The following is a 24170-nucleotide window of genomic DNA, read 5'->3' as shown; positions in this document are numbered from 1 at the left end:
CCTTATATTTTTCAGAATAGGGAAAACGAAACTTACATTTTTGGCATACGGCGCATCATGCTGGCCATGGCTGCCGGGTTGCTCATTTGTTTCATCACTTTTTTCATGTCGTCAAACTGCTTCATGAGGCGGTTTACCTCAGCCAGATCAGTACCAGAGCCATTGGCTATACGGGTACGGCGACTTTGGTTAATGGTTTCGGGGTTTGATTTCTCAAACGGTGTCATCGACTGGATAATGGCCTCTATTGATTTAAAGGCATTATCATCAACCTCCACATCCTTCATCATTTTACCCACACCGGGTATCATGCCCATCAGATCTTTCATGTTACCCATTTTCTTGATCTGCTGTATCTGGCTGTAAAAATCGTTGAAGTCAAATTTATTCTTGCGGATCTTCTTTTGCAGTTCGGCAGCTTCTTTCTCGTCAAACTGCTGCTGAGCGCGTTCAACCAGGGAAACCACGTCGCCCATGCCCAGGATACGTGATGCCATACGATCAGGGTGGAAAACGTCAAGCGCTTCCATCTTTTCGCCGGTACCAATAAATTTGATAGGCTTGCTCACTACCGATTTGATAGAAAGGGCTGCACCACCACGGGTATCACCATCCAATTTGGTTAATACCACACCGGTAAAGTCAAGGCGATCATTGAACACCTTGGCAGTGTTCACAGCATCCTGACCGGTCATGGAATCCACTACAAACAGGATCTCATGCGGTTTAACAGCATCTTTTACCTGCTCAATCTCCACCATCATGGCCTCATCAATAGCTAAACGGCCGGCGGTATCAATAATAACCACGTTGTTGCCATTTTGCTTAGCCAGGGCAATACCTTCGCGGGCAATAGCCACCGGATCTTTTGATTCGCGGTTGGCATAAACCGGGATGCCTATTTGCTGGCCCAATACTTCCAGCTGATCAATAGCCGCCGGGCGGTAAATATCATCGGCAACCAGTAATGGTTTCTTGTTTTTCTGTGTTTTTAAATAATTGGCCAGCTTGCCGGTAAAGGTTGTTTTACCCGCACCGTTTAAGCCTGCAATTAATATAATGGTTGGCGTAGCCGGAAAATTAAGTTCGGCAGTGGTACCGCCCATCAGCTCGGCCAACTCATCGTTCATGAGCTTGGTAAGCAACTGGCCAGGCGAAACGGCTGTGAGCACATTTTGGCCCAATGCCTTTTGCCTTACATCATCTGTAAATGCTTTGGCGGTTTTATAGTTAACGTCGGCGTCAAGAAGGGCTTTGCGTATCTCCTTCATGGTTTCGGCCACGTTTATCTCAGTAATAGTTCCCTGTCCCTTCAGAACCTTAAATGCCCTGTCGAGTTTATCCGAAAGATTTTCAAACATTATTATAAAATACTTTAATCTCTTTTAAAGGTTACAAAGGTATGATTTTGAAATATATCCGTTAAATTAATTTGGGCTTAACATCAGGCTTTAAATACCCGCCCTATCAAAACTTCTTAAATTTTTATTTTAACACTTTTTTGCTGAAAACAGGGCCAAAAATTGAGGAAATGAGCCCAAAATTGAGCAAAACAAGCTGTTTTAACACTTTCCGACTTGGTTTTAAGCCGTTTTTTTTGCTTTAAAAAGTCTTAATTTATTGATTTTCAAATAACTAATTCAAATATCCCGAATCACCGGTTTCTTTGTTGCCTTAACTAAACAGCCCGGCTATCCTAATAGTGGAGGCCGGGCTGTGGTATATACAAATTTACAAAATTTAAGGCAATTGTTTACTTTTATGTGCTAACTAAACCATTATGAAATCCGAGATCAACAAAATTTTACAGTTTTTACATGTTGCCGAAAACCTGAAGCGTTTAACCCGTCATAGCTGGCTATCTGATGGCAGGCAGGAAAGTGTGGCCGAACATACCTGGCGGGTATCCATCATGTTTTTGTTGGTTGAACCGCACCTCGGTATTAAGGTAGATTCTACCCGGATCATGAAAATGATCATTATACATGATATTATTGAGGCCCTGGTAGGGGATGTACCCGCGTTTGATACTTTTAACGAAGATGTTAAAAAGCTGAAGATTGAAAATGAAACCAGGGCTATTGAAGATATCCGCGAGCAACTGGACAATACCGTGGGCGACGAATTTTTTGACCTATGGCATGAGTTTGAGGCCAAAGTAACCAACGAAGCCAAAGTTGCCAATGCCCTTGATAAACTGGAGGCCCAGGTACAGCATAACGAAGCCGACATTAATACCTGGCTCGATATTGAAAAGGAAATGCTATACATGATGGATCGCCACGTTAATTTTAACGAGTTCCTTACACAGCTTAAGGATGCCATTGTTGAAGAGGGCGCGTTGAAACTTGCCACTTTGCAGAAATAAATTCTTTCACCCTCTTCATACTGAGCAAAAGACTTACGAAGTTTTAAAAACTTCGTAAGTCTGGCCTTTCTGTAGAATACTATTTCCCTTACGGCAATGCGTTCAGCTTAAAATAACCCAGGTGAATCTGATCTTCCGGGAGTTCAGTATTGGCGGGGGCTATTTGCAGCGCGTATTTTTGTTTCTGATCATTGGGCAATATCTCCTCAATCTCGTAAAGGTCATCTACGTCGATACCGTATTTATCATCTATATGTGATTCTGCACCGGGGAAATGTACCTCACGATAAAACACGGTGCTTTTGGCGTAAGCTATTGCTTTGGCCTTATCAGGTTGCGCGGTGATCACTTTGAAATGGGGCTCATCAAACAGTCCTTCCTGGTATCCGCCTAAATTAATAAAGAACAGTTTTTGCTGGTTGACTACATTCACGCCGCCAGCCTTAACAATCACTTCAACCCGGCACCCGTTTACCGAGGTTACCTCACGCCAGGCGTCAACATGCAGTTTCCCTTTTGCCTCGGGCCAAAACGAGTTGATTTCATTAACCAGCGATTTGGGACTTTCGCCTATCCCGAAAAAAATGTCATGCTGTTCGGTGTGCCGCCCGGCTGGTTTGCCGCCCAGCATCATCATAAATAACTTTAATGTTGCCATGCCTCAAAAATACCAAACTTTAAACAGCCTGCGCGGTAACAACCCTATTCATTTGCTCTTCAAAATAATTCACAAAGCTCCCCATGTGCAAACCATCACAAAGGGCGTGGTGCGCGTGTACAGATACCGGGAGCCATACCTTGTTGTCATTAAAATGAATTTTACCAAACACTATTTTCGGAACACTATCCGGGTAGCCTAAAGCCTGGGCGTGCTGCATACTGCTAAAGCGGATATCCCTTAGTACCGAATAGTGAATAAGGCTGTTATATCCCGGCCTGATCTGCAATCCTGTTTCCGTTTTTTCCTGATCAATTACCGCCCTGGCCCGTAATGTAAAATCATCAAAGTTTTCATGATGCTCCAGGTAGGCAAAGCCAAAGGTTTCATCGGCCCGCAATACGGTTACCGATGCCGCTATTTTTTCGTATTCGTAAACCTCATTATCCTCTATCCTTAGCCTGAACTCAGGCACCCTGTTAGCCGCCAAAAGCGATTGATGCAGGTAATACAGAAAAAAGGAACAGCCCCGAGTTTTACAATAATGGTAAGCCCCGGTTACATCAATTGTTGTACAAATGCCAAAAAAAGGCTGCTCAAAGTCCTTAAAAAACTTATAATGAGCGGCCCGCTTCCAGGCAGCCACATCTACCTTATATTTGCCTATATTTTCCATGGGGTGCAAATTGCATTTTAGCCCGGTGCTTCATGATGCCCAAACGGATTTTAAATTAGCATAAACGGATTATGTATTATTTGGAAGGAACAGAATTTGCCGATATACTGAAAAGAGATTTCACCCGGTCTTTTCAAACTACCCGGGCTGCAGGAGGGGTTTCCGATAAATTTAACTGCCAAACCCAAAGCCTTATGGGCGATGCCTTTAACATACTGCATTTTAGCGGCAGTTTTAACGATGAGTTACACATCGGCAATATGCATGATGCCACCCATGTAAGTATCCACTTCCAGCTCATGGGCAGTTCAGATGCCTATATATCGGGCATTGATAATTCCCTCTCGCTCAGTACAGGCAACTTTAATTTGCTCAACTGTGTTGATCCCCTAAGCTCTTTCATATTTCATAAGCAACAGCATTACGAGTATGTATGCATTGGGCTCAAGCCTTCGTTTTTTATGGAGATACTTTCAGATTGCGGCAGCAGTTACCAGCATATCCTGGAGCAAAGCCAAAATTACAAGCCCTATTCTTTATTCCCCGGCAGTAAACAAACAAGCCGGTTGCAGCATAGTGCCTTGAAGCTGGTCACCGGGCCGCCAGTGGCCGATTCATTGCGAAACGCCTATATCAGATCTAAAATAACGGAACTTACCCTGCTTACGCTTGATCAGCAAAGCGCTGAATCACCCGCTTACGAAATCATAAGCACAGGAGATACCGAAAAGCTAATGGCCGTTAAAAAATATCTTGACAGTAATTATTTAGATGAATTGAGCCTGAAAGGCATAGCACGCGATTTTTTGCTGAACGAGTTTAAACTGAAACGGGGATTTAAAAAACTGTTTGGCACAACAGTGTTTGGCTATGTGCACGACAGGCAAATGCTGCACGCCCTAAACCTTATCAGGAGTGGTGGTTATACCGTGGGCGAGGTAGCCACCATTACAGGCTACCAATCCGACGCGTCGTTTATCCGCGCGTTTAAGCAGTACTTTGGTTATTCACCGGGCTCTGTAAAATAACCCGGCATAGGTTACGGGAAGCGGTACAGCATCCCGAGCGCGAGGCCTTCTGTAGCCTGGGCATCGGGCGAGGTATGTTTATCATACAGCAGCGTTCCGTTGATGGTTACGTTGATCAACCTGTTTACTTTGGCCGATAAAACCATATCCACACGATGAGTGATAAACTTTAACTGTTCGCCGTAAGGGATAAATAACGCGTAACGGGTATTGAGGTGGATGTTTTTGGCAATATCCTTATCAAATAAGGCCACCATCTGGAACGCGAGGTCGTTCTTTACTGTTTTCAGCGTATCAACCCCGTAGTTATCTGTTTGAAAACGGTGAACCGTTCTGTCTAAAACAAATGTTTGGCGGGCCGTACCTGTGCCTAAACGCAGATCGAAATAATTGGTTGGCTTGTACTCAAAACCGAGCGATTCGGTAACATATCCCGGCGACATGAAATTTGAAATATACTGCGCCTGTGTTTGTCCGTTGCCCAGATCAACATAGTTAAAGCCCTTATCAAACTGCGACTCGAAGGTGAGCGCACCGAAAATGTACCAGTCTTTTGATAATTGCGAGGCCAGCTTGTTATCAAAAAATATACGGTCATTAGTTTTACGTTTGCCCTGACCCTTGTTTTTTGAAACGCCGTAAAGCAGGTTCAGCTCGCTCACGTAACTAAAAGGTGCTTTGTTGTATTCGGTATGGTAAATAAAGTTTGTTCCTAAAGCTACCGCGCTTACACCACCGGCGCTGTAGTTGCTGCTAAAGGCAGATTGGCTGAAGTTAAGCCCGAAGGTTACGCTCTTTTTCCAATAGTTCACTTTATAATCAAGCATATTGAGCGGCACCTGTGTGCGCTGAAGCTGAACGGGCCTAACACGGGTAGGGATGGCATTTCTGCGTGAATCTATACGAAATTTGTTAACCTGTGCTGTATCAATTTTAATAACGGTATCGCGTTTTAAACTGTCTGTTTGCTGTGCTTTGGCCGAAATGCCAAGAGTGGTAGATACCAGTAGGAGTAATGCAAGTCTGGTTTTTATCATAGATGACAAATTAAAGCAAAAATCTTCTTTTATAACAGATTAATAAAAAATGAGCCCGATAGTTTTAAAAATTTGAACTTTTGGGGTGAATTTGTCTGAGCCGGAATTAAGCAGATTGAGGGGTTTGTGGAACAAAAAGGCTGTTGTAAAACCCAATTCTTTCGCTACCGCAAGCGTCCCGCTTGTGGTAATCCTGCCAAGGAATGCACAATTGGTATTGAACCATGTTTACCATCATGAAAACTACAAGCGGGACGCTTGCAGTAGCGGAAGGATTGATTACACTCATCAAGTTTCCGGCCATAATTTAACAGTAAAAAAATATGTATGTAAATTATTGTATTTTAAGCCTGTAATTCAACTTATAAACCATTCACAATATTATGGAGTTCGCAATCTCTAATAAATTTACTTTTAAAGAATACTTAAGTGTTCAGATGAATATTTTATATTCAAAAATATGGATCAAAGCTTGGACGATAATTACAGTACTTTATCTAATTTCTTATCTGATTTTTTTCATTCTTCACAAAAACAGTATTTTAAATTCTGATTTATATTCCTTTGGGCTTGTTTTATTAGTAGTAGAAATCTATTTGCCCATATTTGTTTTTTTGATATGCTATCTCGGCTTTAAAAAAAATCCACGCTTCAAAGAATTGATTATTTACCATTTTTCAGAAAAGACTTTTTCAATTACAGGGGAATCTTTTAATGCCACATTTAATTGGGCTTCATTCTATAAAATACAATCAACAAAGAGTTGCCTTATATTATATCAAAGCTCTATGACCGCGAATTTTGTTAAATTGAAAAAGGAAGACCTTTTTTACATTCAACAGTTAAAAACGTATCTGGAATCCCAAAATCTCCCAGTTAAAATATCAATGTCACTGTAAATTTAACCGTTTTTTTAATTGGCCAGATCTTCTGCCTTTGGGGTAACAAGTACTGGCAGGGCATACCTGCGCGGTGCGCGTAAAAACCGTTTGAGGTTGGCTTTTATTGATGCTATGAACTCGTAATCACTTGCAGTGGTTACCAGGTAATAGCCGGGGCGGTAACGCTGCATAAAATCGGTAAGCTGCTGGTCTTTAAGGTTGGTGATGGAGCCTACATAGGTGCGGTTAAAACGATAGTCTATCACATTCTGCTTGTAATCGCGCGCGATGATCTCGCGCAGCTTTTCGGCGTTTCGGCCGCTACGGCTAAAGGCATTGTACAAGGCATCAATACCTATACCTGCACCCATCCCCGGCGCTACCGAAAGCAAATCATGATTATCAAGCGACCCATAAATTTTGGTATAATCTTTTTTAGTAGCTGCCAGTTGTTTTTGCGGGTTTAACATGGTATCGCGCACAATAACTTCCTGCAACTGTATGGCCGTGCGTTTCATATAAACGGCCAGCGAAGTATTGTTTTGCAGCTGCAGTGTATCGGCAAAATGGTCGGGCTTGGTAAAAATGAGTACATCGCCGGGTTTGGCCTCTATTTTAAACTCGCCTTTAAACGTATTGTAAACTGATTTGCCCGTGGTAGCGTTCCGTACATTAACCTTGGCAATACGTGTTTTGCTCTCTTTATCAAACACAATACCATCAACCGTTTTTTGCTGAGCAAAAACAGATAAGGATAATGTACTGAAAAATAAAAGCAGCCATATTTTCATGGTGGCGCCAAAAATAACTGTTCGGCAGTACCTGAGCATCATATTTAACAACAATTAACAGCTGGTGGGGTGGGAGGAGTGCGGGGAGCGGGGTGTGAGGACGGGGTGACATTCTTTATTTTTCCACACCCACACTTCGCTCTTCGCACCCAAAACCCGCAACAAAAACTCGCTCCAACAAAACCCTACTTCACTACAACAAGCTTTTGCCCTATGGAAATATGATCGTCGGGAATGCTGTTTAGTCCTTTTAGTTCATCAACTGTTATTCCAAAACGCTTGGATATGTTGTATAGTGTATCGCCTGTTTTAACGGTGTATATTTTATCGTCGGGCTTGGTTTGGGGGATGCTATCGGTTGTGGCCTTGCCAATATTGTTGTTGATCTGGGTCAGCACGCGGTCTTCGCGTTTAATTTTGGCTATCTGGCCTTCGGGGCGGTCATACTGGTCAAGATTATACTTTACAATAACGTTAATCAGCAATTCAGGATATTTTGGGTTGGTGGCGTAGCCGGCCTGTTTAAGCCCACGAGCCCAGCCTTCGTAATCATTCCTGTCAAGCTCAAAAAGCTTAGCGTAGTTTTTGCGTTTTAAAAAAGCAGAGTGATCGCGGAAAGAATCCTCCGGGTTATCATACACCCGGAAACAATCGTTCTTATTATCATCGTCTTTGTAATAGCTTCGGCCTTTCCAGTCGCTGGTGCATTTAATGCCGAAATGGTTGTTGGCGTAACGGGCCAGTTCGCTATTGCCGCTGCCCGATTCAAACAAGCCCTGCGCCAAGGTAATACTTGCGGGGATACCATTCTGGTTCATTTCCTGAATGGCAATATCCTTGAAGCGGTCAATATAAGCCAGCGATGTGTATGATTGATAGTTGGCAGCATCGGCATTCCCTTTTTTGATGCTGTTATTGTTGCGGCGGGCCTGGCCGCCGGAGATACCTTTTTTGCGCGATGAGCACGAGCTCAGGCAAATTACGGCTATAAATAATAAGGCAAATAGTTTCTGCATATAGCTAAACCTTAACGTAAGGCATTAATAAATATGCCAAAATAAGATTTATAAACGTATTTATTGTTTTGTTTCTGCTAATTGCGTTTGGCTGGCCAGCTTGGTTGAGTCGCTTGGCTTCTCGTCAAGATCATGGAGGTCATATTTGTTGATGATACCCAATACCTGCGATGCCCATCTGCGACTGCTTGCATAACCGCTGCGTTGTATGCCTTTGGCCCAGCCCAGATAATCGTAATGGTTCAAGGCATCGGCCAGGTGGCTAAACTGCTTGCGCTCGGTCATGATGCGGGCAAAATCCTGAAATGATTCTAAAACCGAATCGTATTTTTTATAGGAGGTGCGTACTTTTTTGTTGTGTTTGGTATACACCGCGCCGCCGCCGCCTTTTACACCAAACTGGTTATTTAAATTTTGTGCTATGGTGCTGTTTCCGCAGCCTGATTCGTGCATGGCTACTCCTAAAACTATACTGGCGGGGATGCCGGTTTCGTGCATAATACGAATGGCATCATCTTTGAACTTCTCGATATATGATTGTGAAGTATTTTTTTGTGCTGAAGCAGCAAATGTTGATATCAACAGTGTTGTAATCAGTAAGATTTTCTTCATAATTATTTTTTTCTGATAACCAGCAGCCCGTCGCGTACCGGCAGGATTAATTTTTCTATCCTGCTGTCAACAGCTATCTGGTCATTTAGTTTGCGGATATTCTCGGTATCGGTATCTTTTTCTGTACCATAAACCTTTCCCTTCCACAAAACATTGTCAATTATTATCAATCCTCCGGACCGTACTTTGTCAAAAACTAATTGAAAGTAAGTATAATTATTCTTTTTATCGGCATCAATAAACACTAAATCGAAATTATCTTCCTCTAAATCAGCAATAACGGCCTCTGCCTGGCCAAAATGCAGCTTTATTTTATTTTCAACATGTGTTGATTTAAAGTGTGAATTAATGATCTCCTCCATTTCGCGGTTCACCTCAATGGTATGGAGGATGCCTCCTTCAACAAGTCCTTCGGCCAGGCAAATTGCCGAGTAGCCTGTAAAGGTTCCTATCTCCAGAATAAGTTTTGGCTGTATCATTTTGCTCAGAAAACTGAGCAGGCGGCCCTGATAATGGCCCGACAGCATATGCGGACGGAGCACTTTTAAATGCGTTTCGCGGTTGAGCTTTTGCAGCCCCTCAGGCTCCGGATCGCAATGGTCATCTAAGTATGCCAGCAAGGCATGAGGGAGAATATCCATGCGGCAAAGATAAACCGTTGATGGGGTTGATTACGCAGATTTCGTTGATTTTTTACTTAACTTTTTGATTGTTAGCTTGTTTTATTTTAACACTTTATCGTCTGAACCGTTGATTTGGATTGATGGTCGTGATTGCGCTGATGATTTTGCGCTGGAGATTGATGTATTTTGATTGCTATTTTATTGTATTATTCTTGATTGGTTTTTATAGTTTTATCAAACATAAAACCTAAGTCCTTATTCAAATGAAAGAAGTGGTAAATAACGCTTATAAATATTCTGAGCTGACAGGTAAAATAATTGGCTGCGCAATGAAGGTTCATTCCGAATTAGGTAATGGTTTTCAAGAAGTAATTTATCAGCGGGCTTTGGCCATTGAAATGCAAAAACAGAATTTAATGTTTAGCCGGGAACTGGAAATGACTATTTATTACGATGGTATTGATATTGGAACCAGACGGGTTGATTTTCTTGTTGCTGATAAAGTAATGGTTGAAATTAAAGCGTTATCAAAATTAGAGGACGCCCACCTTGCCCAGGTATTAAACTATCTGGAAGTTTATAAACTGGAAACAGGCCTGCTCATCAATTTCGGCTCAAAAAGCCTGGAATTTAAACGTGTTACTAATGAATACAAATTAGCAAAGCAACAAATCAACGGCTTTTAATAAAACAACAAGCAAAATACATCAATCTCCAGCGCAAAATCATCAACGAAATCACCTCAATCAAACCCAAATCAACAGTCAAAAACGTTTCTCCATCCATCCCTGCAGCAGTATCACCGCAGATATGGTATCAACCAGTTCTTTATTCTGGCGGTGTTTTTTGTTCATGCCACTTTGAGCAATGGTGGCTGATGCCATTTTGGAGGTAAAACGCTCGTCGAGCATTTCAATAGGTATTTGGGGGAAGTTTTTGGTGAGCAGCGTAACAAAACCTTTTACATGCATGGCCGATTGCGATGGTGTATTATCCATTTGCTTGGGCTCGCCTACAATAAAGCGTTCCACCTGTTCGGTTTGCAGGTAGGTTTTCAGGTAGTCAACAATATACTGCGGGTGAATGGTATCCAACCCGGTGGCGATGATCTGCAAAGGATCGGTAACCGCGATGCCTATGCGTTTGGTGCCGTAATCGAAAGCCATTATTCTCATAGTAGTTGTAAGTAGTGGGTTATACGTTACAAAAGTAGCTTTTTTGGCCGGGCTTACCTCTTTTGGTTTACGGTTTTGAGTTCTGAACAATGAGCTACAGAAGTGAGCTCAATATTAAAAAAACCGTTGTAAAAGCGCATAACTCAACACTCATTACCCGTCATTATCACACTTTCTATAAACTCAATACCCATAACTCAAAACTATTTCGCTATTTTGCACCAAATGCAGTTTAAACAAATAGTAGGACAGGCAGCCGTAAAGCAACGTTTACTTAACACGGTGACAGAGAACCGGGTAAGCCACGCGCAGCTGTTTTTAGGTCCCGAGGGTTCGGGAGGCCTGCCGCTTGCTATTGCCTATGCCCAGTATCTTTCATGCGAAGATAAACAGCTCGACGACTCCTGCGGAGTATGTTCATCGTGCCGCAAGTATGAAAAACTGATGCACCCCGATCTGCATTTTTCGTATCCGTTTTTTGCCAAACATAAGGATGATACCGCCCTTACTTTTATTGAACAATGGCGCGAAGCGGTTTCCGCAAACCCATACCTAAGTCTGGATACCTGGCGCGGTTACCTGGATGCCGAAAACAAACAGGCCAACATCAATATTGCTGAGTGCCACCAAATCATTAAAAAACTTAGCTTTAAGCCATTTGAATCGGTATACAAAATATTGATCCTTTGGTTGCCCGAGTACCTGGACAAGGAGGGTAACGCCCTGCTAAAAATTATTGAGGAGCCACAGCCTAACACGCTGTTCATATTGGTGGCCCAAAACCAGGATCAGATACTGAACACCATTCTTTCGCGCACGCAACTGGTAAAAATTCCGGCGCTGGGTTATGAGGACGTGAAAAATTACCTGATTGCCGAGCATAACCAAACTGAGGATGCCGCTGCCGAAATAGCCTACCTGAGCAATGGCAACCTTACCGAAGCTCTTACCATGCTGCAGCAGGATAATAAAGGCTATCATAATCTTTTTGTGCAATGGCTTCGCCTGTGTTTCAGCAACAAGGGACTGGAGGTTTTAACCTTTGTTGATCAGTTTGCCAAAATGGGCCGCGAAAATCAAAAAAACTTTTTACGCTACGGCATCAGCTTTATACGCGAGTGCTGCCTGCTTATGGCGGGGGCTGGCAACCTGGTTCACCTGCCGGCAAAGGAGCTGGAAACAGCTCAAAAAATGACCAGCGTACTCAGTATTGCAAAAGCTCAGGACATCAGTACCGAGCTTGAAAAAGCGCACTATCATGTAGAGAGAAATGCAAATCCTAAAATTTTATTTTTAGATGTATCTTTACAGATCATAAAAATACTGAATGTAAAAACCATCCCTCAGGGGAGTCAATATATACCGAATTAATTATGGGATGTGGAAGTTGTTCAACAGGTGGCGGATGCTCACCTGCGGGCTGCAAAAGTAACGGCTCATGCCTTACTAATGGTTGCAGCAAATTAGATGTTTACGATTGGCTGTCGCACATGGACATGCCGACAAATTATAAGCCGTTTCCAATTATTGAAGTTAAATTTAAAGGCTCACGCAAGGAGTTTTTTGTAAACACTGACAATATTTACCTGGAAGCCGGCGAACTCGTTGCCGTTGAGGCCGCTACCGGCGGTTATGATATTGGTCACGTATCTATCACCGGCGAGCTGGTGCGTATGCAAATGGTTAAGCGCAACGTGAAAGAAGCCGATGTGGTAAAAAAGATATACCGTAAAGCTACCATTGCCGACGTGGATAAATGGAAAGCCGCCAAAGATATGGAGTGGGAAACCATGCACAAATCGCGCAAGCTGGCCCTTGACCTTAACCTGAGCATGAAGCTGAGTGATGTGGATTACCAGGGCGATAAAACCAAAGCTACCTTTTATTACACAGCCGAAGGCCGCGTTGATTTCAGGGAGCTGATCAAAAAAATGGCCGAAACCTTCCGCATCCGTATCGAGATGAGGCAGATAGGTATGAGGCAGGAAGCAAGCCGCCTTGGCGGTATAGGCTCATGCGGTCGCGAACTTTGCTGCTCAACCTGGCTAACCGATTTTAAAACGGTATCAACCTCGGCCGCCCGTTACCAAAATCTTTCGTTAAACACCCTGAAACTGGCCGGCCAATGCGGTAAGCTAAAGTGCTGTTTAAACTATGAGCTGGATACCTATATGGACGCGCTCAAATACATCCCTGATAATGTGAACGTGCTGCGGACCGAAAAAGGTGACGCCCGCCTGCAAAAAACGGATATATTTAAAAAGATCATGTGGTTTAGCTACCCTCGTGAAGAATCATGGGTACCGTTGCCAATAAGCAAGGTAAAAGAAATTCAGCAGCAAAATAAGGAGGGCGTTATTCCTGCCGACCTGGGAGAACTGGTAGAGGTAGAAGCTCAACCTGCAAAAGCGCTTGACTACGAAAACGTAGTGGGTCAGGATAGCCTAACCCGCCTTGACGAACGCAGCCGCAACAATAAAAAGAAAAGCAATAACAAAAACCGTAATAAAGGCCAAAGGCCCGATGGTGTACAGGCAGATAACAGGCCAAAAAACCAGCCTAACCAGCCAAGGCCTCAGGGTGCGGCTCCATCTGCAGAAAAACCTGCACAAGCCAATCCTGAAGGAGGCAAGCCTCAGCAACCAAACCGTTCGCCGCAACAGCAGGGGCAAAGGCCGCAAAACCAGCAGGGAGGTAATAAACCTCAGCAACAGGGAAACCGCCCACCACAGGAAGGCGGGGCCAACAAAGCACCGCAGGCAGCAGGCAACAGGGAAACACGTGAAGGAAGCCCTAACAAACCGCCACAGGTAGCGGGCAACCGCGAGCCACGCGAAGGAGGTAAAAGTAATAACAGGCGCAACAGGCCCAATCGTCCAAAGCCTAATAACCAGAACAGCAACAATAACACCCCTCCGGATACCCAGCAATAATGAAACGGGCATTTAAAATATTCTACCCAACAGTATGTGCATTATGCATTATACTGCTGGGTAGTTGTACAGACAAAAACGCGATCATTGACAATAACGTAGCCATCACAGATCACAATTGGTCGTACGTGAATAAAGTTAAGTTTGATTGCAAAATTGACGACGACCAGGCCCCTTACAATCTTTATTTTAACGTGCGGGTTACCGACAACTACAAATACTCTAATCTGTTTGTGCTTATCAGCCAAACCATGCCCGATAAAAAGGTAAAAATTACCCGTTACGAACTTAAACTGGCCACCCACGATGGACAGTGGCTGGGCAACGGAACGGGAAACCTGTACAGCTACCAGGTACCATTTAAAAACGGCTATAAATTCCCCGCCAAAGGCAGCTACCACTTTGAAATAGAACAAAACATGCGCGATAACCCCCTGCACGAAATAAGTGATGTGGGTTTGCGGGTGGAAAAGGCGAAGTAATATTTTAGCTGAAATGCCAGTCCATTTGTTTGAAAATCTCCAATATTTAATTAACGGTACGTCCCGGCAGCAAGCCGCATATCATTTGCTCAGTAAACACAAGTTAATGGAAACCCTGCAGGCTTTTGACCCTGTTTTGGCCGGCACAATCCCCATCAATATTGATATTGAAAACAGCGATCTGGATATTATATGCTGCTTTACCGATAAATACAATTTTAAAATGGTTGCCACAAAAGCTTTTGGCGGTTTTGAAGATTTTGAATTGGCTGACACATTGATCAACGGACAGGAAACCGTTATTATCAATTTTATTATAGAAGGTTGGCCTGTTGAAGTTTTTGGTCAGTACGTACCTTCGCGGCAGCAGTATGCTTACCGCCACATGCTGATGGAGCATCAGCTATTGCAACACTATGGCGAAGCGTTCAGGCAACAGATCATCACTCTTAAAAAACAAGGCTATAAAACCGAACCTGCCTTCGCAAAAGCATTAGGATTAAGCGGTAATCCATACCAGGCTCTTCTTAACCCCGAGTTGCTTAGCGGGCTTAAAACCAAATAATCAGAACTATTATGATTTGCAGGTGTTTAAATAATAAACATCGCTATGAAAAAGTTAATTGTTATGGTTTTTGCAGCAGCCGGTATCATTATAAGCTCCTGCAACGGAACCGATAAAACCAACCGAACCGATGATACCAGTGCCGCCAAAGGCAACAGCGGTTCGGCCGATACTACGCAATTGATACATACGTCATCTTCTGCAGGTGGCGCTGCTGCAACGCCCGGATCGTCAGATACCAGTAATATCGGCGCTTCGCCAAGCGCGCCAACAACCGATACCGCTAAGAAACCCAAATAGTATTTAAATACTATCACTTTATATAAGACTTACGAAGTTTTAAAAACTTCGTAAGTCTTTCGCTTCCTTTAAGCACTCATTACAATCGAGCGCAAGATGTTTTCAAACATTTCACCTTGCATTACTAAAAATATTATCATAATTTTACTAATATTTTTATCAAAATGAATGGTGAAATTTTATTGATCGTGTCGCTGGTAATATTGGTTATAGCGGTTTTCCTGTTTTTGAAGAAGCCTAAAGCTTTGGAGCTGATATCGGCCGAGGAATTAAACCGGTTTAGAAATGAACACGACCAACTCAAAATTTCGCTGGCCAGGGCCGAAGAAAAAGCCAGCGTCATAGCCAATGAAAAAGAAAACATTATTCATCTTTTAAAAGATGAAAAAAACCGCCTGCTTGATGAGTTAATATACGAGCGCGGGCAATTGGCGCAGGCCAATCAGGATCTGGAAAGTACCCGGGCTTACTACAGATCGCAGCAGGAAAAACTGCAGGAACAAAAAGTAGAGATTGAGCAGATCCGTGTGCAGTTTCAACGCGAGTTTGAGAACGTGGCCGAAAAACTCCTCAAAGAAAAATCGAAGGAATTTATTGATGTAAACCGCAGCAACCTTGATATGATCCTAAATCCGCTGAAAGAAAACCTTAAGGCTTTTGAGGATAAGGTAGAGAAAGTTTATAACATGGAGGCTGCAGAGCGTAACACCCTAAAAGGTGTAATTACCCAGCTCATGGACCTCAATAAACAGATAAGTGATGAGGCCCAAAATTTAACCAAAGCCCTTAAAGGTGATAATAAAAAACAAGGTAATTGGGGCGAAGTGATACTGGAGCGTGTGCTGGAACGTTCGGGCCTTGTACGCGACCAGGAATATCGCATTCAAGCCGCCATGCAGGCCACTGACGGCACCCGGTACCAGCCCGACGTGATTATTGATCTGCCCGATGAAAAACACCTGGTGATCGACTCTAAGGTGTCATTAATTGCTTATGAACGTTTGGTAAATGCCGATACCGAGGAAGACCGCAAGCTTTTTGCCAAGGCGCATATTGAATCCTTACGTGGCCATATTAATGGGTTATCGTCAAAAAAATACCATGATCTGTACAAGATCAATTCGCCCGATTTTGTGCTGTTGTTTGTGCCTATTGAATCATCATTCAGTATAGCCGTACAGTTGGATGGAGAACTGTTTAATTACGCCTGGGATAAAAAAGTGGTGATCGTTAGCCCGTCGACATTATTGGCCACCTTGCGCACTATCGCAAGCATGTGGAAACAGGAACGCCAGAACCGCAACGTGCTTGAAATAGCCCGCCTGAGCGGTGATATGTATGATAAGTTTGTCGGCTTTTTAGGTGATATGGACAGCATCGGTAAAAATATCAATTACACCCAAAACGCTTACAACAGTGCTATCAATAAACTATCCGAAGGTCGCGGAAACCTCACTAACACCGCCGAGCGCATTAAAAAACTGGGCGCCAAAGCCGATAAGCAAATTGATCAGAAGTTTATAGGGGAGGATTAGGAAAATGAAAATCAACTATTGAGCGTCATGCCTAATTTATTTCGGCATCTCACGTGCTAAGTTTACTGAATGCAGGATTCCCGTTATGTGAGACCCTGAAACAAGTTCAGGATGACGGGTGGAGGATCTTACTTTTCAATAATAGTCTTTTACTCAACAACTTCCGGCCGTGGCTGGTTGTACCATACGTTGGCGGCTTTTGAAAAAAGCAGTACCAGTGCCCATATTTCGGTTGTGATTTCTATGGTATACAATACCATTACCAGGTTGGTAAATTTACCTTTGGGGGCATGGCTAAGTACCTGGGCAATGTTAAATAAAAATGACAGGCCATTAAAAACTATCAGTACAACCATAATTATACGCGCCCATTTCTTGCCTTCGGCAGTGGCGGTAATTACGAGGCTGATAATTAAAAATACTACAACAAATGGCATTACAGTAATACCATCGAGCCAGTCGGTAATCATGGATAGTATGAAAGCTATATACAATAAAATAACCCCGTTAACTACCTGTTTAGGTTTATCGTTATTGTTGCTATCCTGGTTTGTATATAGCTTTTTGAATAAAGAGTTCAGCATTTTATTGCTCCTTTTTGAATGCGTTCCAGCCTTGTGCTTTTAACGGGTGCGAATTACCGGATTTGGTAATCAGGTTGCAACCTGCAGATGGCTCGGTAATATGACCAATGATGGTAATATCCATTTTAAATTTGATCTTATCGTAATCCGCCTGCTTAACGGTGAACAGCAACTCATAATCCTCGCCGCCGCTTAGTGCGCAAACGGTAGGATCCAGGTTAAACTCGCGGGCCGTTTCGTAGGTCATGGGGTCGAGCGGAATTTTTTCTTCATACAAACTGCAGCCTTTATCGCTCTGTTTGCAGATGTGCAATATCTCTGAAGCCAGACCGTCAGATACATCGATCATCGCAGTTGGTTTTACATCTATGCTTTTTAACAGCTCCACAATATCCCTGCGGGCCTCAGGCTTTAACTGGCGTTCTACGATATAATCCTTACCTTCCAGGTCGGGCTGAATTTTTGGATTTTCCAGATAGATCATCTTTTCGCGCTCCAGCAATTGTAAACCAACGTAAGCACCACCTAAATCGCCAGATACACAGATCAGGTCTCCTTCGCCGGCCCCGTTACGGTATACAATATCAGCTTCATCGGCGTAACCAATAGAAGTTACACTGATCACCAAACCTTGTTTTGACGACGTAGTATCACCGCCAACCAGGTCAACATTATATTTTTCGCAGGCAATATAAATTCCCTGATATAATTCCTCAATAGCTTCCAAAGGAAACTTGCTCGACATGCCTATAGAAACCGTAACCTGCGTAGCAGTACCGTTCATAGCATAAATATCACTCAGGTTTACCTGAATAGCTTTATAGCCAAGGTGCTTTAACGGGGTATATGACAGGTCGAAATGGATACCTTCCAGCAGCATATCGGTACTGATAAGTGCTTTTTTACCGGCAAAATCAAGTACAGCAGCATCATCTCCAACACCTTTTATGGTACTTTGCTGTGTTAGTTTTATACTTTTTGTAAGATGACCAATAAGGCCAAATTCGCCCAGGTCCTCTAAATTTGTTCTGTCTTGATTTTCAAACATTTCTTTTTCTTAAAAAAATTTAGCCTGCAAAAATAAGGAAAATTGTTAGTTCCTGACTGCATGGCATTATTTACAAATTTTCGGGCCGTCGCAAAAAACGCCTTGATGTCTTCCGCCTTCGGCGGAAAATTTTTTAGGATTTTTAGGTCCCCTCGCTGTTTTAGCTTAAATATTAGCCGAGCCCCTCGCAAAACCAGTATATCCGCCTTTGGCGGAAAAATTTTTTGAGATTTTAAGGCTTCATCACAAACCCGTCATGCCGAGAGGAGTTTTTTAAACTTACGAAGTTTTTAAAACTTCGTAAGTCTTTCTTCAAGTCTATTTACAATCCCAGCTGTGCCGAAATTTCCAGCATGCGTTCAATTGGTTTTACGGCCCGCTCAATAATATGCTCGGGTACTGTAATTTCCGGTGAACCATTTTTTAAACACAGGTATAACTTTTCCAATGTGTTACGTTTCATATGCGGACAATCATTGCAGGCACAATTGTTATTTGGCGGCGCAGGGATAAACACCTTATCGGGGTTTTCCTTTTGCATCTGGTGTAAAATACCTGCCTCGGTTGCCACTATAAATTCTTTATCAGGGTGATTTCCTGCATATTTCAGTATCCCGGTTGTTGAACCGATATAATCGGCCATTTGTAATATAACTTCCTCACATTCAGGGTGAGCCAGTAACTTGGCACCAGGATGTCTTTCTTTCAATTTGGTGATCTTTTCTCTCGAAAATATCTCGTGTACCATACAGGCTCCATTCCACAATACCAGATCGCGGCCTGTTTTTTTAGCAACATAGGCACCCAGGTTTTTATCGGGCCCAAATATGATCTTCTGATCTTTAGGTAAACTTTCTACAATGGCTACTGCATTGCTTGATGTACAAACTATATCACTTAAAGCTTTCAATTCGGCTGTACAGTTTACATAAGTGATCACCAGATGATCTGGATAGTTTTCCTTAAACTTTTTAAATAAATGGGGCGGACAACTATCAGCTAATGAGCAACCTGCTTTCAAGTCGGGCAATAAAACTTTTTTATCTGGTGAAAGTATCTTGGCTGTTTCGGCCATGAAGTGTACTCCGGCAAAAACAATAACATCGGCATCTGTTTTAGCAGCTTGCTGCGATAAGCCCAGGCTGTCGCCAATATAATCGGCAATATCCTGAATATCAGGCTCCTGGTAATAATGGGCCAAAATGACTGCATTTTTTTCCTTTTTAAGTTTCTCAATTTCATCAAAAAGATCCAGTGTCGGGTCGATGTATTCGTCCGCAAATCCTTTCACATTTATTTCTTCGAAGGTATCCATTTCAACAATTCAATTAATAACAACTAATTTTTATATAAAATAAAACTATTGTTTATTGGTGTGTTAGTTATGTGCAAAAGTCGGTAAATATTTTGGCTGATTAATTAGTTTTCACATTTTATCAACAGTTATCAACATCTTATAAACTTATATGGGGCTGATTTTGTGATTCGTATGACAATCAAATTTTATTTAAAAAAGTTTTATGTTAATATTTTGGTGGTGGGTAAAATGTTAGGTATATCTGTTTGGTTCCTTAAAAGTCGCTCAAAAATTATTCATATTAGCACAAAAAATAGGGGTTATCCACATTTTGATTAATTATTAGCTTTTTCTTTACATAGAATTAACAGGTTTTATACCGGTTATTAACATTACATAATACTTTTACACATTATACACATTTTATGACTAAATCTGTTGATTTTTTGGTGGTAGGTTCGGGCATAGCCGGACTGAGTTTTGCGCTGAAAGCCGCCAAGCACGGTAAGGTTCTGATAGTTACAAAATCGAACGAAGATGAATCAAACACTAAGTATGCCCAGGGGGGTGTTGCGGTGGTTGTGGATAAAAAAGAAGATTCTTTTGAAAAACATATAGAAGATACGTTAATATCGGGTGATGGCCTCTGTGATCGTGAAGTTGTGGAAGCCGTTGTTAAAGAAGGGCCGGAACGTATTAACGAAATTATTGATTACGGAACCAACTTTGACAAAACCAATGAGGGTTTTTATGACCTGGCTAAAGAAGGTGGTCATTCCGAATTCAGGGTTCTACATTATAAAGATGTAACAGGCTGGGAGATAGAGCGTTCGCTATTAGAAGAGATACATAAGAACCCTAATATTGAGATATTAACACATTATTTTGCTGTTGATCTGATCACTCAGCATCATTTGGGTCAGCTGGTAGGTAAATCAAGTAAGGATATTACGTGTTATGGCATATATGCTTTTAACACCGAAAGTAATGTGGTTGAGAAGATCCTTTCTAAAGTTACAGTAATGGCATCGGGTGGGGCGGGGCATATTTACGCGGTTACTACCAACCCCACTATAGCTACCGGTGATGGTATTGCCATGGTATACCGTGCCAAGGGCAAGGTACGTAATATGGAATTTATTCAGTTCCACCCTACAGCTTTATATAATCCTGGCGAATATCCTTCATTTTTAATCTCCGAAGCGGTTCGTGGCTTTGGTGGTATATTAAAACGTACCAATGGGGAGGAGTTTATGCAGGAGTATGATCCGCGTAAGTCACTTGCTCCGCGTGATATTACGGCACGTGCGATAGATGCCGAGATTAAAAAATCGGGTGAGGATTTTGTTTACCTCGATATCAGGCATCGCAGTAAGAAAGATATTCTGAATCATTTCCCTAATATATATGCAAAATGTTTGGAAATTGGGATAGATATGACCAAGGATATGATACCTGTAGCGCCAGCCTGTCATTATATGTGTGGTGGTATTATGGTTAACCATGTTGGCCAATCATCTATATTAAGGTTATATGCTTGTGGCGAATGCTCGTCAACAGGTCTGCATGGTGCAAATCGTTTGGCATCTAACTCATTATTAGAAGCTTTGGTTTTTGCGCACCGTATTTATGAGGATGCCATAGGTAAGTTTGAAAGTTTTGTAATTCCTGAAGGTATACCTGATTGGGATGAAAAAGGGGTTCAGTTATCTAACGAAGATATTCTGGTTACACACAACGTGCGCGAAATGCAAAAACTTATGAATGACTATGTGGGTATTGTACGTTCAGATTTCAGGCTGGATAGGGCTATGCGCCGTTTAGGTTTATTGTATGAGGAGACGGAAGAGTTCTACAAAAAGACAAAATTATCCGTTAAACTTTGCGAACTACGCAACCTGATCCAGGTGTCATTTATAGTAGTAAAATCTGCCATGTTACGTAAAGAGAGCAGGGGATTACATTACACTACTGATTATCCGGAGCATGCTGAGCAAATTCAGGATACGGTGTTTTAGAAATAAAAATTTGTTGTCATTGCGAACGTAGCGTAGCAATCGCGAACTTTAAGGAGGAATATGCATAGTTCGCGATTGCTTCGTCGTTCCTCCTCGCAATGACAAACTAAAAGAATACTTACGAAATTTTTAAAACTTCGTAAATATTAAAAAAGAGCGGAAAACGGGATTCGAACCCGCGGCCTTCAGTTTGGGAAACTGATGCTCTACCAGCTGAGCTATTTCCGCTTTTAGTTCTACTCAAACATAAATAAAAATTCAATAATCCAATCGTTCAATAATTAAAATATGCCTGTTATACTACCTGTGAAAGATAAAAGCCCGGTTTGGGGTGCAGATTGTTTTATTGCTCCCAATGCCACTATTGTAGGCGATGTGGTGATGGGTGCCAATTGCTCTGTTTGGTTCAACGCGGTAATCCGTGGAGATGTACATTACATCAAAATAGGGGATAACACCAATATACAGGATGGTGCCGTTATACACGCCACTTATTTAAAGGCACCTACCAATATAGGTAATTATGTATCCATAGGTCATAATGCCCTGGTACATGGTTGCACTTTACATGACCATACGCTGGTAGGCATGGGGGCCATAGTGATGGATCACGCTGTGGTTAACGAGTTTGTGATCATTGCTGCAGGAGCTGTAGTACTGGAAAATACCATTTGCGAATCGGGCTTTTTATATGCCGGTATACCCGCAAAAAAGATAAAACCACTAACTGATGAGCAAAAAGCTTTGCTTAAAAAGCTGCCTAATAACTATATCATGTATTCAAGCTGGTTTAAGGAGTAATACGCTCCTTAGGTATGGTAATGGCTTCTTCGGCTTCCCAGTTGGGCCTTAGGGCTATTACTTTATCGCTTACCCATATATTTTCGGGCTGTCGGCGTTGTTTTACGTTTCCGCTGTCCCATTTGCCGTTTTTATTTTCATCGTAAACAACCCTGATCATATATTTACCCGTCACATAGTTCCTGTAAACCAATGAGGTATTGCGCCGGATAAAATTGCTTTGCAGCAACTCTTTCTTTTCGCCGTTCTCACTTAGTAATTCAACCACGTAAGCTTTGGCTGTATCTGGAACGGTAACTTTTAGGGTTAGGGTACTGTAATTTTCTACTTTATCTACCTGGAACTTTTTTGATATTCTTTTATTTTTTTCACCGTAAATAGAAGTAAAAGCAGCTTCATTAAATATCAATTCATACTTACTACCTTGTCGCCAGCGATATTTAAGGTTAAGATTTTTAAAATTACCAGTATCCTTTTGCAGGCTGTAATCGCTGGCAGCAACAGGTATTGAATCTTCATTAAGTGTTATTTGCCCGTTATCAAAATTTTCAATCGGGAGGCTCGCCGAAAGCTTCAGATCTGTACCTGGCTTAAGCAGGTTATTGCCATTAATGTTGTATTTAAAGGTAAGTGTACGCTGAAAGCTTTCCTTTTTGCCCTTAGTGAGCGATACAGAATCAATGGGTTTGCCATCATCATAAATAGCCAACCTTATAGAATCAAAGCCCATATTACGTACAAACATAGAGGCCGTATCCTTGGTTTTGCTGAACTCAACTGATTTTTGCTTATCAATATCGGCAGGATAAATAACTTTCAATGCAGGGCTGTTTAAGGCTTTGTTAAATACAAAAACCATCTTACCATCAGTGTCAAATCTTTTTTCAGAGATCCTGAATTTCTGGGGCAATTGCTTGAATAAATTAAGCTGAACGTTTGAAGTATCAGACCTTAAGTGGATGGGCTGTTTTAAAAAAGCAATAAGCTCGTTTGCTTCATTATCAAATATCTTGTTAGGGGAGGCCTCTTTTAAAGCGTAGATCCGGTAGTCATCTTCGCGCAGGTTATTCAGGCTGAAATTTCCGGATGAATCTGTAGTGGCAAAAATACTCGGTTTCTTTTTTCCGAAGAGCGTATCTTGCTTTACCGGGAATATCATCACGGTTACATCCTTTTCTTTTTCCTGCGTTAAGGTATTGGTCACGCTTCCGGATATGCTTAAAGAATCAATATGATTACCGGTTGAAAAAACATAAGTAAAATTTTTAAGTACGTTATTCTCGTTTACATCCTGAATTGATTTTCCAAAACTGATCACATAGGTTGTATTTTTCAGTAGCGTGTCTTTAAATTTTATTTTCAGGTTGCGTTTGTTTGAATTGTACTCAGGTAACTTTTCCATCGCCGGGCTCATACTGATCTCCTGGTATTGGTTAGTCAGTTTTATAAACTCGTCAAATTCCAGGTCAATTTCTTTTGCTTTAAAATTCCGTGTTTTATTTGCGGGTACGGCCTTCACCAATTTGGGTGGAGTATGGTCACGCGGCCCTCCCTGGGGTGGTTGCTGCGCGGCACACGCAAAAAGGAATAAAACAACAGTAAAATAGGGTATAAAATTGTAATAATTGACCTGTTTTTTATTTAACATGGTTTTTAGGCGATATAAGCGATTTTTATATTTTTATGAACGGTAATATTAAAAATTGAAAATAATTGATTTAAAACGATATTTTATAAATAAC

Annotated in this window: 25 protein-coding genes and 1 tRNA gene; 12 read left to right on the top strand and 14 right to left on the bottom strand. The window is 42.0% G+C overall.

Going from position 1 to position 24170, the window contains the following annotated elements:
• Window positions 1-32: 32 nt before the first annotated feature.
• On the bottom strand, window positions 33-1361 hold the full coding sequence (gene ffh, locus QWZ01_RS20770; RefSeq protein ID WP_290326710.1) for a signal recognition particle protein: 1329 nt from the start codon (window positions 1359-1361) through the stop codon (window positions 33-35).
• A gap of 419 nt (window positions 1362-1780) precedes the next feature.
• Here ffh and QWZ01_RS20765 point away from each other — a divergent pair, with 419 nt between their 5' ends.
• Window positions 1781-2368 carry an HD domain-containing protein gene (locus QWZ01_RS20765; RefSeq protein WP_290326708.1) on the top strand — a complete coding sequence of 196 codons (588 nt, stop codon included), beginning with the start codon at window positions 1781-1783 and terminating at the stop codon, window positions 2366-2368.
• A gap of 88 nt (window positions 2369-2456) precedes the next feature.
• On the opposite strand, the gene QWZ01_RS20760 is transcribed toward QWZ01_RS20765, so the two are convergent.
• A complete protein-coding gene (locus QWZ01_RS20760) occupies window positions 2457-3026 on the bottom strand; it encodes a DUF1543 domain-containing protein (protein ID WP_290326706.1) in 570 nt (189 codons plus the stop codon).
• Window positions 3027-3045: 19 nt separating this feature from the next.
• Window positions 3046-3702: a CatA-like O-acetyltransferase gene (locus tag QWZ01_RS20755; protein ID WP_290326705.1), complete on the bottom strand. Its 657-nt coding sequence runs from the start codon at window positions 3700-3702 to the stop codon at window positions 3046-3048.
• A 71-nt stretch (window positions 3703-3773) separates the two neighbouring features.
• On the opposite strand from QWZ01_RS20755, the gene QWZ01_RS20750 reads away from it, so the two are divergent.
• Window positions 3774-4730: a helix-turn-helix transcriptional regulator gene (locus QWZ01_RS20750; RefSeq protein ID WP_290326703.1), complete on the top strand. Its 957-nt coding sequence runs from the start codon at window positions 3774-3776 to the stop codon at window positions 4728-4730.
• An 11-nt stretch (window positions 4731-4741) separates the two neighbouring features.
• On the opposite strand, the gene QWZ01_RS20745 is transcribed toward QWZ01_RS20750, so the two are convergent.
• Entirely contained in the window at window positions 4742-5767 is a 1026-nt protein-coding gene (locus QWZ01_RS20745) for a DUF3078 domain-containing protein (RefSeq protein WP_290326701.1), read from the bottom strand.
• A 383-nt stretch (window positions 5768-6150) separates the two neighbouring features.
• On the opposite strand from QWZ01_RS20745, the gene QWZ01_RS26050 reads away from it, so the two are divergent.
• On the top strand, window positions 6151-6666 hold the full coding sequence (locus QWZ01_RS26050) for a YcxB family protein (protein WP_353959423.1): 516 nt from the start codon (window positions 6151-6153) through the stop codon (window positions 6664-6666).
• A gap of 14 nt (window positions 6667-6680) precedes the next feature.
• On the opposite strand, the gene QWZ01_RS20740 is transcribed toward QWZ01_RS26050, so the two are convergent.
• From QWZ01_RS20740 to QWZ01_RS20725, 4 genes are all read right to left on the bottom strand, one after another.
• The gene (locus QWZ01_RS20740) at window positions 6681-7481 is read right to left on the bottom strand and encodes a peptidase associated/transthyretin-like domain-containing protein (RefSeq protein ID WP_290326699.1); all 801 of its coding nucleotides are present in this window, start codon (window positions 7479-7481) and stop codon (window positions 6681-6683) included.
• A 143-nt stretch (window positions 7482-7624) separates the two neighbouring features.
• Window positions 7625-8455 (bottom strand): glucosaminidase domain-containing protein, encoded by an 831-nt coding sequence (locus tag QWZ01_RS20735; RefSeq protein WP_290326698.1) that lies wholly within the window; start codon window positions 8453-8455, stop codon window positions 7625-7627.
• A gap of 60 nt (window positions 8456-8515) precedes the next feature.
• Window positions 8516-9067, bottom strand: a complete 552-nt coding sequence (locus tag QWZ01_RS20730; RefSeq protein ID WP_290326696.1) for a glycoside hydrolase family 73 protein — start codon at window positions 9065-9067, stop codon at window positions 8516-8518.
• 2 nt (window positions 9068-9069) lie between these two features.
• A complete protein-coding gene (locus tag QWZ01_RS20725) occupies window positions 9070-9708 on the bottom strand; it encodes an O-methyltransferase (RefSeq protein ID WP_290326695.1) in 639 nt (212 codons plus the stop codon).
• Between the two features lie 245 nt (window positions 9709-9953).
• On the opposite strand from QWZ01_RS20725, the gene QWZ01_RS20720 reads away from it, so the two are divergent.
• Window positions 9954-10376, top strand: a complete 423-nt coding sequence (locus QWZ01_RS20720) for a GxxExxY protein (RefSeq protein ID WP_290326693.1) — start codon at window positions 9954-9956, stop codon at window positions 10374-10376.
• Window positions 10377-10454: 78 nt separating this feature from the next.
• On the opposite strand, the gene ruvX is transcribed toward QWZ01_RS20720, so the two are convergent.
• Window positions 10455-10865 (bottom strand): Holliday junction resolvase RuvX, encoded by a 411-nt coding sequence (ruvX, locus tag QWZ01_RS20715; protein ID WP_290327830.1) that lies wholly within the window; start codon window positions 10863-10865, stop codon window positions 10455-10457.
• Between the two features lie 225 nt (window positions 10866-11090).
• Between ruvX and QWZ01_RS20710 the strand changes: the two genes are divergently transcribed.
• The 6 genes from QWZ01_RS20710 to QWZ01_RS20685 all read left to right on the top strand — a co-directional run bounded on the left by QWZ01_RS20710 (window position 11091) and on the right by QWZ01_RS20685 (window position 16680).
• Complete coding sequence (locus tag QWZ01_RS20710; RefSeq protein ID WP_290326691.1) at window positions 11091-12236, top strand: DNA polymerase III subunit; 1146 nt, start codon at window positions 11091-11093, stop codon at window positions 12234-12236.
• Between the two features lie 2 nt (window positions 12237-12238).
• Window positions 12239-13798, top strand: coding sequence for a regulatory iron-sulfur-containing complex subunit RicT (gene ricT / locus QWZ01_RS20705; protein ID WP_290326689.1), 1560 nt, complete (start codon window positions 12239-12241; stop codon window positions 13796-13798).
• Window positions 13798-14280, top strand: coding sequence for a gliding motility lipoprotein GldH (locus QWZ01_RS20700; RefSeq protein ID WP_290326687.1), 483 nt, complete (start codon window positions 13798-13800; stop codon window positions 14278-14280). Before ricT ends, QWZ01_RS20700 begins: the two co-directional genes overlap by 1 nt.
• Entirely contained in the window at window positions 14249-14845 is a 597-nt protein-coding gene (locus QWZ01_RS20695; protein ID WP_435404568.1) for a DUF4269 domain-containing protein, read from the top strand. The genes QWZ01_RS20700 and QWZ01_RS20695 overlap by 32 nt, the downstream gene beginning before the upstream one ends.
• Before the next feature lie 45 nt (window positions 14846-14890).
• Window positions 14891-15145 carry a hypothetical protein gene (locus tag QWZ01_RS20690; RefSeq protein WP_290326684.1) on the top strand — a complete coding sequence of 85 codons (255 nt, stop codon included), beginning with the start codon at window positions 14891-14893 and terminating at the stop codon, window positions 15143-15145.
• Window positions 15146-15309: 164 nt separating this feature from the next.
• Window positions 15310-16680, top strand: coding sequence for a DNA recombination protein RmuC (locus QWZ01_RS20685; protein ID WP_290326682.1), 1371 nt, complete (start codon window positions 15310-15312; stop codon window positions 16678-16680).
• A gap of 149 nt (window positions 16681-16829) precedes the next feature.
• Here QWZ01_RS20685 and QWZ01_RS20680 read toward each other — a convergent pair whose 3' ends face one another.
• The 3 genes from QWZ01_RS20680 to nadA form a co-directional block, all read right to left on the bottom strand.
• Window positions 16830-17264: a hypothetical protein gene (locus QWZ01_RS20680; RefSeq protein WP_290326680.1), complete on the bottom strand. Its 435-nt coding sequence runs from the start codon at window positions 17262-17264 to the stop codon at window positions 16830-16832.
• A gap of 1 nt (window position 17265) precedes the next feature.
• Window positions 17266-18312, bottom strand: a complete 1047-nt coding sequence (thiL, locus tag QWZ01_RS20675; protein ID WP_290326678.1) for a thiamine-phosphate kinase — start codon at window positions 18310-18312, stop codon at window positions 17266-17268.
• 322 nt (window positions 18313-18634) lie between these two features.
• Window positions 18635-19627, bottom strand: a complete 993-nt coding sequence (gene nadA / locus QWZ01_RS20670; RefSeq protein ID WP_290326676.1) for a quinolinate synthase NadA — start codon at window positions 19625-19627, stop codon at window positions 18635-18637.
• Window positions 19628-20034: 407 nt separating this feature from the next.
• Between nadA and nadB the strand changes: the two genes are divergently transcribed.
• Window positions 20035-21627, top strand: a complete 1593-nt coding sequence (nadB, locus tag QWZ01_RS20665; RefSeq protein ID WP_290326674.1) for an L-aspartate oxidase — start codon at window positions 20035-20037, stop codon at window positions 21625-21627.
• A 155-nt stretch (window positions 21628-21782) separates the two neighbouring features.
• On the opposite strand, the gene QWZ01_RS20660 is transcribed toward nadB, so the two are convergent.
• Window positions 21783-21855, bottom strand: a tRNA-Gly gene (locus QWZ01_RS20660).
• Window positions 21856-21915: 60 nt separating this feature from the next.
• Here QWZ01_RS20660 and QWZ01_RS20655 point away from each other — a divergent pair.
• Window positions 21916-22428 (top strand): gamma carbonic anhydrase family protein, encoded by a 513-nt coding sequence (locus QWZ01_RS20655; protein ID WP_290326672.1) that lies wholly within the window; start codon window positions 21916-21918, stop codon window positions 22426-22428.
• On the opposite strand, the gene QWZ01_RS20650 is transcribed toward QWZ01_RS20655, so the two are convergent.
• A complete protein-coding gene (locus QWZ01_RS20650) occupies window positions 22418-24076 on the bottom strand; it encodes an Ig-like domain-containing domain (RefSeq protein WP_290326670.1) in 1659 nt (552 codons plus the stop codon). The genes QWZ01_RS20655 and QWZ01_RS20650 overlap by 11 nt on opposite strands.
• Between the last annotated feature and the right edge of the window lie 94 nt (window positions 24077-24170).

It is taken from the genome of Mucilaginibacter aquaedulcis, from assembly GCF_030409325.1.
GTDB lineage: Bacteria > Bacteroidota > Bacteroidia > Sphingobacteriales > Sphingobacteriaceae > Mucilaginibacter > Mucilaginibacter aquaedulcis.
The sequence above is the reverse complement of the archived record's forward strand: the minus strand, read 5'-3'. Positions and strand labels throughout refer to the sequence as shown.

Coding starts and splice junctions, on each gene's coding strand:
- ffh (WP_290326710.1), bottom strand. CDS start 1,361: ATGTTTGAAAATCTTTCGGATAAACTCGACAGGGCATTTAAGGTTCTG.
- QWZ01_RS20765 (WP_290326708.1), top strand. CDS start 1,781: ATGAAATCCGAGATCAACAAAATTTTACAGTTTTTACATGTTGCCGAA.
- QWZ01_RS20760 (WP_290326706.1), bottom strand. CDS start 3,026: ATGGCAACATTAAAGTTATTTATGATGATGCTGGGCGGCAAACCAGCC.
- QWZ01_RS20755 (WP_290326705.1), bottom strand. CDS start 3,702: ATGGAAAATATAGGCAAATATAAGGTAGATGTGGCTGCCTGGAAGCGG.
- QWZ01_RS20750 (WP_290326703.1), top strand. CDS start 3,774: ATGTATTATTTGGAAGGAACAGAATTTGCCGATATACTGAAAAGAGAT.
- QWZ01_RS20745 (WP_290326701.1), bottom strand. CDS start 5,767: ATGATAAAAACCAGACTTGCATTACTCCTACTGGTATCTACCACTCTT.
- QWZ01_RS26050 (WP_353959423.1), top strand. CDS start 6,151: ATGGAGTTCGCAATCTCTAATAAATTTACTTTTAAAGAATACTTAAGT.
- QWZ01_RS20740 (WP_290326699.1), bottom strand. CDS start 7,481: ATGATGCTCAGGTACTGCCGAACAGTTATTTTTGGCGCCACCATGAAA.
- QWZ01_RS20735 (WP_290326698.1), bottom strand. CDS start 8,455: ATGCAGAAACTATTTGCCTTATTATTTATAGCCGTAATTTGCCTGAGC.
- QWZ01_RS20730 (WP_290326696.1), bottom strand. CDS start 9,067: ATGAAGAAAATCTTACTGATTACAACACTGTTGATATCAACATTTGCT.
- QWZ01_RS20725 (WP_290326695.1), bottom strand. CDS start 9,708: ATGGATATTCTCCCTCATGCCTTGCTGGCATACTTAGATGACCATTGC.
- QWZ01_RS20720 (WP_290326693.1), top strand. CDS start 9,954: ATGAAAGAAGTGGTAAATAACGCTTATAAATATTCTGAGCTGACAGGT.
- ruvX (WP_290327830.1), bottom strand. CDS start 10,865: ATGAGAATAATGGCTTTCGATTACGGCACCAAACGCATAGGCATCGCG.
- QWZ01_RS20710 (WP_290326691.1), top strand. CDS start 11,091: ATGCAGTTTAAACAAATAGTAGGACAGGCAGCCGTAAAGCAACGTTTA.
- ricT (WP_290326689.1), top strand. CDS start 12,239: ATGGGATGTGGAAGTTGTTCAACAGGTGGCGGATGCTCACCTGCGGGC.
- QWZ01_RS20700 (WP_290326687.1), top strand. CDS start 13,798: ATGAAACGGGCATTTAAAATATTCTACCCAACAGTATGTGCATTATGC.
- QWZ01_RS20695 (WP_435404568.1), top strand. CDS start 14,249: ATGTGGGTTTGCGGGTGGAAAAGGCGAAGTAATATTTTAGCTGAAATG.
- QWZ01_RS20690 (WP_290326684.1), top strand. CDS start 14,891: ATGAAAAAGTTAATTGTTATGGTTTTTGCAGCAGCCGGTATCATTATA.
- QWZ01_RS20685 (WP_290326682.1), top strand. CDS start 15,310: ATGAATGGTGAAATTTTATTGATCGTGTCGCTGGTAATATTGGTTATA.
- QWZ01_RS20680 (WP_290326680.1), bottom strand. CDS start 17,264: ATGCTGAACTCTTTATTCAAAAAGCTATATACAAACCAGGATAGCAAC.
- thiL (WP_290326678.1), bottom strand. CDS start 18,312: ATGTTTGAAAATCAAGACAGAACAAATTTAGAGGACCTGGGCGAATTT.
- nadA (WP_290326676.1), bottom strand. CDS start 19,627: ATGGATACCTTCGAAGAAATAAATGTGAAAGGATTTGCGGACGAATAC.
- nadB (WP_290326674.1), top strand. CDS start 20,035: ATGACTAAATCTGTTGATTTTTTGGTGGTAGGTTCGGGCATAGCCGGA.
- QWZ01_RS20655 (WP_290326672.1), top strand. CDS start 21,916: ATGCCTGTTATACTACCTGTGAAAGATAAAAGCCCGGTTTGGGGTGCA.
- QWZ01_RS20650 (WP_290326670.1), bottom strand. CDS start 24,076: ATGTTAAATAAAAAACAGGTCAATTATTACAATTTTATACCCTATTTT.